Annotated in this window: 2 protein-coding genes and 1 pseudogene; 1 reads left to right on the top strand and 2 read right to left on the bottom strand. The window is 63.4% G+C overall.

Annotated features, from left to right (window positions below):
- The first annotated feature begins 565 nt into the window (after nucleotides 1-565).
- Nucleotides 566-917, top strand: a pseudogene (locus tag ACYVO7_RS22880) (DUF3140 domain-containing protein).
- A gap of 89 nt (nucleotides 918-1006) precedes the next feature.
- Here ACYVO7_RS22880 and ACYVO7_RS22875 read toward each other — a convergent pair.
- Both ACYVO7_RS22875 and ACYVO7_RS22870 read right to left on the bottom strand, forming a co-directional pair.
- Nucleotides 1007-2467, bottom strand: a complete 1461-nt coding sequence (locus tag ACYVO7_RS22875) for a hypothetical protein (RefSeq protein WP_460452079.1) — start codon at nucleotides 2465-2467, stop codon at nucleotides 1007-1009.
- A 57-nt stretch (nucleotides 2468-2524) separates the two neighbouring features.
- Nucleotides 2525-6244 (bottom strand): vitamin B12-dependent ribonucleotide reductase, encoded by a 3720-nt coding sequence (locus ACYVO7_RS22870; RefSeq protein WP_460452078.1) that lies wholly within the window; start codon nucleotides 6242-6244, stop codon nucleotides 2525-2527.
- Between the last annotated feature and the right edge of the window lie 45 nt (nucleotides 6245-6289).

Here is a 6289-nt window from a genome sequence, read left to right as displayed (position 1 = left end):
AGCGTCCCCCCTTGGCGATGCGTCTCGAAGGACGAGGGGCTCCAGGGCGCACGGCCGTTGCAACCTCCTGGAGCCCTCGTCCTTCGAGACGCGATGCTGCGCATGGCTCCTCAGGATGAGGGGGTGGTGGGCCGGGAAGGAGGGTGACGCCGTTCTCCTCTCCCGCCCGCCGCCGTCATCCCCGGCGGCGCGCAGCGCCGGGAAGGGGATCCAGAGAGGGTTAGCGAGGGGCGCCTCTCGCCCAACCTTTCTGGATCCCCTTCCCGCGCCTGCGGCGCGCCGGGGATGACGGGGTGGTTTCATGCTCGCTCCCTCATCCTGAGGAGCATCGCCCCTCGGCGATGCGTCTCGAAGGACGAGGGCTCCAGGGCGCGCGATCGTTGCAGCCTCCTGGGGAGGGCGGGGCTGGACGGTGGGGAAGGGCCGCCGCCGGCTCCCTCGCCCCGGAACGGGGAGAGGGCCGGGGCGAGGGGCCGGGAGGCCGGACGCGTGGTCGCAGGGGCGGAACGGGGCCGGGCAGGGGGCCGTTGGGCGGCGCAATCGCCGCAACGCCAGGGAGGTCGCGATGGAGAAGGCGCAGCCGGAGGTCGAGGAGGAATTCCGCCGGGTGGTCAACATGGCCCCGGCCGAGCTGGAGCGCTGGCTCAAGAGCGAACCTTCGCGCGAGGTCGGCTGGGCCGACGGCCACCCCAAGGCGAAGCCGGGCGGGCCGGAATCGGTCGGCCACCATTCGGGCCGCCGCATCGTGGAGATCCTGCGCACCCGCGGCCGACCTCGACGACGACGACCGCGCCCATATGCGCAAGGTGGTGGGCTACGTCCACCGCCACCTCGCCCAGCGCCCCGCCGGCGACGTCTCCGGCACGCGCTGGCGCTACTCGCTGATGAACTGGGGCCACGACCCCCTGAAGGACTGACGCGCTCCGGAGAGGCGTAAGGGCCCGGGTTCGTCCTTCTTAAGGCTGGTTGGATCAGGAGGCGGTGCTGCTCAACCGATTGCATTATGTCACGGACTCGGAGTCACCTCAGTCTCCGATGATTTTTTGCCTTCCAAGAAACGGAAGAACTTTTCAACAAATGGATTGGGGTGAGCTGCATCCTTTCCATCACCATCCATCTTTTCCGCCGGATTAAAGGAAAGTTGCGCGAATGAATAAGCGGCTAATTCTTGCTTGTGATCGGGAGACTGACGTTGAAAGCCTTCTACCGATGTTGCAATCGAGTATTTGTATGCATAGTGCTCACGTAGGCGAAATAATCTATCATATCGTCTGCCAGTGGTTCGGACTAGCCAGATTCCCGGAATAAGTATCAGAAATCGTGTTGCGATCGACAACGCCACTTCCAAATCAGGACGCTTTGAATGGATATCGATCACTGCGTTATACGCTTTCAGGCCGATATGTTCCAATAGGGTAGGCGGGATTACGTGAGCAAGAATTGGAATGCCTAAGACAGTTAGAACAACAATGCTGGCATAGAAAGATAATTCCGCCTTGATGAGCTCTTTGGAAATTTCACGTTCCCGGATACTAAACGCACCTGCAAGACCAGCATTCGTCGCGCCCGAAAGCATGTCAGATGCAGCTTTATTAATCCGATCAATTTCAGCTATTTGTTTTGAATATTTATCAGATTGTGTTTTTAAATTCTTTTCGATTTCGCTGACGATCTTCGTGCGTTCTGAGAAAAAATTATCGAATGATTCCACTCTCGGAGAAATAGATTCAATTCTAATTTGTAGTTGCTCGAGTTGAGTTAATATTTCTTTCGAACGGGCGGACGCTTGGCTGATATCGTTAAGAGATGCGGTTGCGCTCTCTGTGAAGCTATCGATCCGCGATTTTTGATCAGCAATGCGTTTTGCTTCGGACTCTGAATACAAGGTGGCTGACTTAAGCCGTTCTCCGCTTGAAACTATATCGGAGAGTGCATCTGTAGCTTGCGCCCTCAGTCGTTCGAGGGTGACCAAGCTTTGCGCAGCGCGTCGTCCGAGATCGTCTATTTCGGACGGAGATGGACGGACCTCTATGTATTGCGCTGCCGAATTAATGATGAGTGCATCTAAGTGGCGCGAAAAATTCTGAACGTGTCTCAGGAGTGTATAGTTCGTCCCATTTTTTCCCTGGAAAGCTATATGGGATATATGATTGAAATGATGGATACCCTGGCTTTCAGTTGTAAACTGTAACACTACTTGTAATTCAGCCTCTGCGCTGGCAAGCTGCGTGTCGATTCGTTCTTTTGCGAAGCCTACGTCGAGAATAGGCGCTTTTTGTAATCGCTGAAGCACTGTAATTGAGTTCTGGCGTAGCTCGCTCCATGATGGCCCGAAATCCAAAGACTGGCCGGGATCAAAGTTAGGTGCCTGCTCCGAGCTGCTCAATAGAAAATCATTCAGTTCGTCGAGCTTTTGACGAACGGCGGCGGCCAGCAAAAATTGCTTGGCGAAACGAGTCTCGCTCAAATTTGTCTCCATGAAAACAGAAGGGCGGCTGGTAAAGCTCCAGCCGCCCTAATCCCCTCAGCTACATCCCGTCGTCCCGCCACACGTATCGCACTTCAAGCACGTCCCGTTCCGGACCAGCGTGAAGTTGCCGCACTCGCCGCAGGCGTCGCCCTGGTAGCCCTTCATCAGGGCTTCGGCGCGCTTGGAGGGGCCTTGCTCGCGGGGGGAGGGGGGCGCGAAGGCGAGGTTGCCGAGGCCGCCTTCGTCGATGACGCGTTCGACCTCCTGGGCGACGTCCTCCTTCAGGGCCTCCTGCTGCTTCAGCGCCGTGGCGCCCTGGGTGACGTAGCCGCCGGCCGAGGCCGTGGCGGGCGTGCTGCGGGGTTCGGCGGCGCCGCCCTGGATGGCCAGGAGGCTCGTCGACTTGCCGCGGATCAGGCCCTTGGAGACCACCCGCGAGGCGTGGCCGGCCGGGGCGCGGCCCTCGTCCTCGCCCTTGCCGAGCGCGTCGAACACGGTCGCCTCGGGCGGCACATGGGCGAGGTCGTGCCGGCCCAGATAGGAGATGGCGAGCTCGCGGAACACGTAGTCGAGCAGCGAGGTGGCGTTCTTGATGGCGTCGTTGCCCTGCACGAAGCCGGCCGGCTCGAAGCGCGTGAAGGTGAAGGCGTCGACATACTCCTCCAGCGGCACGCCATATTGCAGGCCGAGCGAGATCGCGATGGCGAAGTTGTTCATCAGGCTGCGGAAGGCGGCGCCCTCCTTGTGCATGTCGATGAAGATCTCGCCGAGGCGCCCGTCCTCGTACTCGCCGGTGCGCAGATAGACCTTGTGGCCGCCGACGCTGGCCTTCTGGGTGTAGCCCTTGCGCCGGTCGGGCAGCTTCTCGCGTTCGCGCATGCGCTCGATGCGCTCCACCACCCGCTCGACGATCTTCTCGGAGAGCGCCGCCGCCCGGGCCGAGGCCGGCTGGGCGATGAGGGCCTCCACCTCGTCCTCCTCGTCCTCGTCGGCGATGAGCTGCGAGTTCAGGGGCTGGGAGAGCTTGGAGCCGTCGCGGTAGAGGGCGTTCGCCTTGAGGGCGAGGCGCCAGGACAGCATGTAGGCGTTCTTGCAGTCCTCCACGGTGGCGTCGTTGGCCATGTTGATGGTCTTGGAGATGGCGCCCGAGATGAAGGGCTGCGCCGCCGCCATCATGCGGATGTGGCTCTCCACCGAGAGGTAGCGCTTGCCGATGCGCCCGCACGGATTGGCGCAGTCGAAGACCGGGTAGTGCTCACGCCTGAGATGCGGCGCCCCTTCCAGCGTCATCGCCCCGCAGACATGGATGTTCGCGCCCTCGATCTCACCCTTGGTGAAGCCGAGATAGGCGAGGAGCTCGAAGGAGGGGTCCGCCAACTTCTCGGCCGGAACCTTGAGGGTCCCCGCCAGGAAGTCCTCCCCGAGCGTCCACTTGTTGAAGACGAACTTGACGTCGAAGGCCGACGCCAGGTTCTTCTCCACCGCCGCGATCTTATCGTCGGTGAAGCCTTTCGCCTTCAGCGTGGTGTGGTTCACACCGGGCGCCTGGGCGAGGGAGGCGTGGCCGACCGCATAGGCCTCGATCTCGGCGATCTGCGCCTCCCCGTAGCCCAGCGTGCGCAGGGCTTCGGGGACGGCCTGGTTGATGATCTTGAAGTAGCCGCCGCCGGCGAGCTTCTTGAACTTCACGAGCGCGAAATCGGGCTCGATGCCGGTCGTGTCGCAGTCCATCACCAGCCCGATCGTGCCGGTGGGGGCGATGACGGTGGACTGCGCGTTGCGGAAGCCGTTCTTCTCGCCGAGCGCCAGCGCGTCGTCCCAGGCCTTGCGGGCGTGGTGGACGAGCCGCCCATCCGGGCAGGAGGCGTGGTCGAGCGGCACCGGGGCGATGCGCAGCCCCTCATAGCCGGAGGTCTCGCCATGGGCGGCGCGGCGATGGTTGCGGATGACGCGCAGCATGTGCTGGGCGTTGTCCTTGTAGCCCGGGAAGGGGCCGAGCTCGCCGGCCATCTCGGCCGAGGTCCTGTAGGCGACGCCGGTCATGATCGCGGTCAGCGCGCCGCAGATCGCCCGGCCCTGGGCCGAGTCGTAGGGGATGCCGGAGGTCATCAGCAGGCCGCCGATATTGGCGTAGCCGAGGCCCAGCGTCCGGTAGCGGTAGCTGAGCTCCGCGATCTCCTTGGACGGGAACTGCGCCATCATGACCGAGATCTCGAGCACGATGGTCCACAGGCGCGTGGCGTGCTCGTAGCTCTCCACGTCGAAGGAGCCGTCCGCCTTGCGGAACTGCAGCAGGTTGGCGGAGGCGAGGTTGCAGGCCGTGTCGTCCAGGAACATGTATTCCGAGCACGGGTTGGACGCGCGGATCTCGCCCGAGGCCGGGCAGGTGTGCCAGTCGTTGATGGTGGTGTGGAACTGGATGCCGGGATCCGCCGACGCCCAGGCGGCGTGGCCGATCTTCTCCCACAGGTCGCGCGCCTTCAGCGTCTTGATCGGCTTGCCGGTGATGCGCGCCTTCAGCCGCCAGTCGCCGTCGCTCTCCACCGCGCCGAGGAACTCGTCGGTGACGCGCACGGAGTTGTTGGAGTTCTGGCCCGAGACGGTGAGATAGGCCTCGCTGTCCCAGTCGGTGTCGTAGGTGTCGAAGGCGATCTCCGTATAGCCCTGGCGGGCGAACTGGATGACGCGCTTGATGTAGTTGTCCGGGATCATCGACCGGCGGGCGAGCTTGATCTCGCGCTTCAGGGCCGGGTTCTTCTCCGGGTCGAAGCAGGCGTCGTCGGGCCCGTCGCAATTGACGCAGGCCTTCATGATGGCCTTGAGGTGCTTCTGGCAGAGCTTGGAGCCGGTGACCAGGGCGGCGACCTTCTGCTCCTCCTTCACCTTCCAGTCGATATAGGCCTCGATGTCGGGATGGTCGGCGTCGACCACCACCATCTTGGCGGCGCGGCGCGTGGTGCCGCCCGACTTGATGGCGCCGGCGGCGCGGTCGCCGATCTTCAGGAAGCTCATGAGGCCGGAGGAGCGCCCGCCGCCGGCGAGCTTCTCGCCCTCGCCGCGCAGCGCCGAGAAGTTGGAGCCGGTGCCCGAGCCGTATTTGAAGAGGCGCGCCTCGCGCACCCACAGGTCCATGATGCCGCCCTCGTTGACGAGGTCGTCGGCGACCGACTGGATGAAGCAGGCGTGCGGCTGGGGATGCTCGTAGGCGGATTTCGAGCGGGTCAGCTTGCCGGTCTTGTGGTCGACATAGAAGTGGCCCTGGGCCGGGCCGTCGACGCCATAGGCCCAATGCAGGCCGGTGTTGAACCACTGCGGCGAGTTCGGGGCCACCATCTGCATGGCCAGCATGTAGCGGTGCTCGTCGAAGAAGGCCTGCGCGTCCTCCTCGGCGGTGAAGTAGCCGCCCTTCCAGCCCCAATAGGTCCAGCAGCCCGCGAGGCGGTCGAACACCTGCTGGGCGGTCATCTCCGAGCCGGTGCGCTCGGCCTCGGGCAGGGCGGCCAGCGCCGCCTCGTCGGGCACGGAGCGCCACAGCCAGGACGGGACGTCGTTCTCCTCGACCTTCTTCAGGCGGGTGGGGACGCCGGCCTTGCGGAAATATTTCTGGGCCAGCACGTCGGCCGCCACCTGGCTCCACTGGCGCGGAACCTCGATTCCCTCCAGCCGGAACACGACCGAGCCGTCCGGGTTGCGGATCTCGCTGGTGGCGGAGCGGAACGGAATGTCCGCGTAGGGCGACTGTCCGGTCTTGGTGTAGCGACGTTCGATCCGCATCGTGGTCCCCTATAGGGCGGACGCGCATGTCCGCCGAGCCGGTTC

This window comes from Alsobacter sp. SYSU BS001988 (assembly GCF_054796215.1).
The sequence above is the reverse complement of the archived record's forward strand: the minus strand, read 5'-3'. Positions and strand labels throughout refer to the sequence as shown.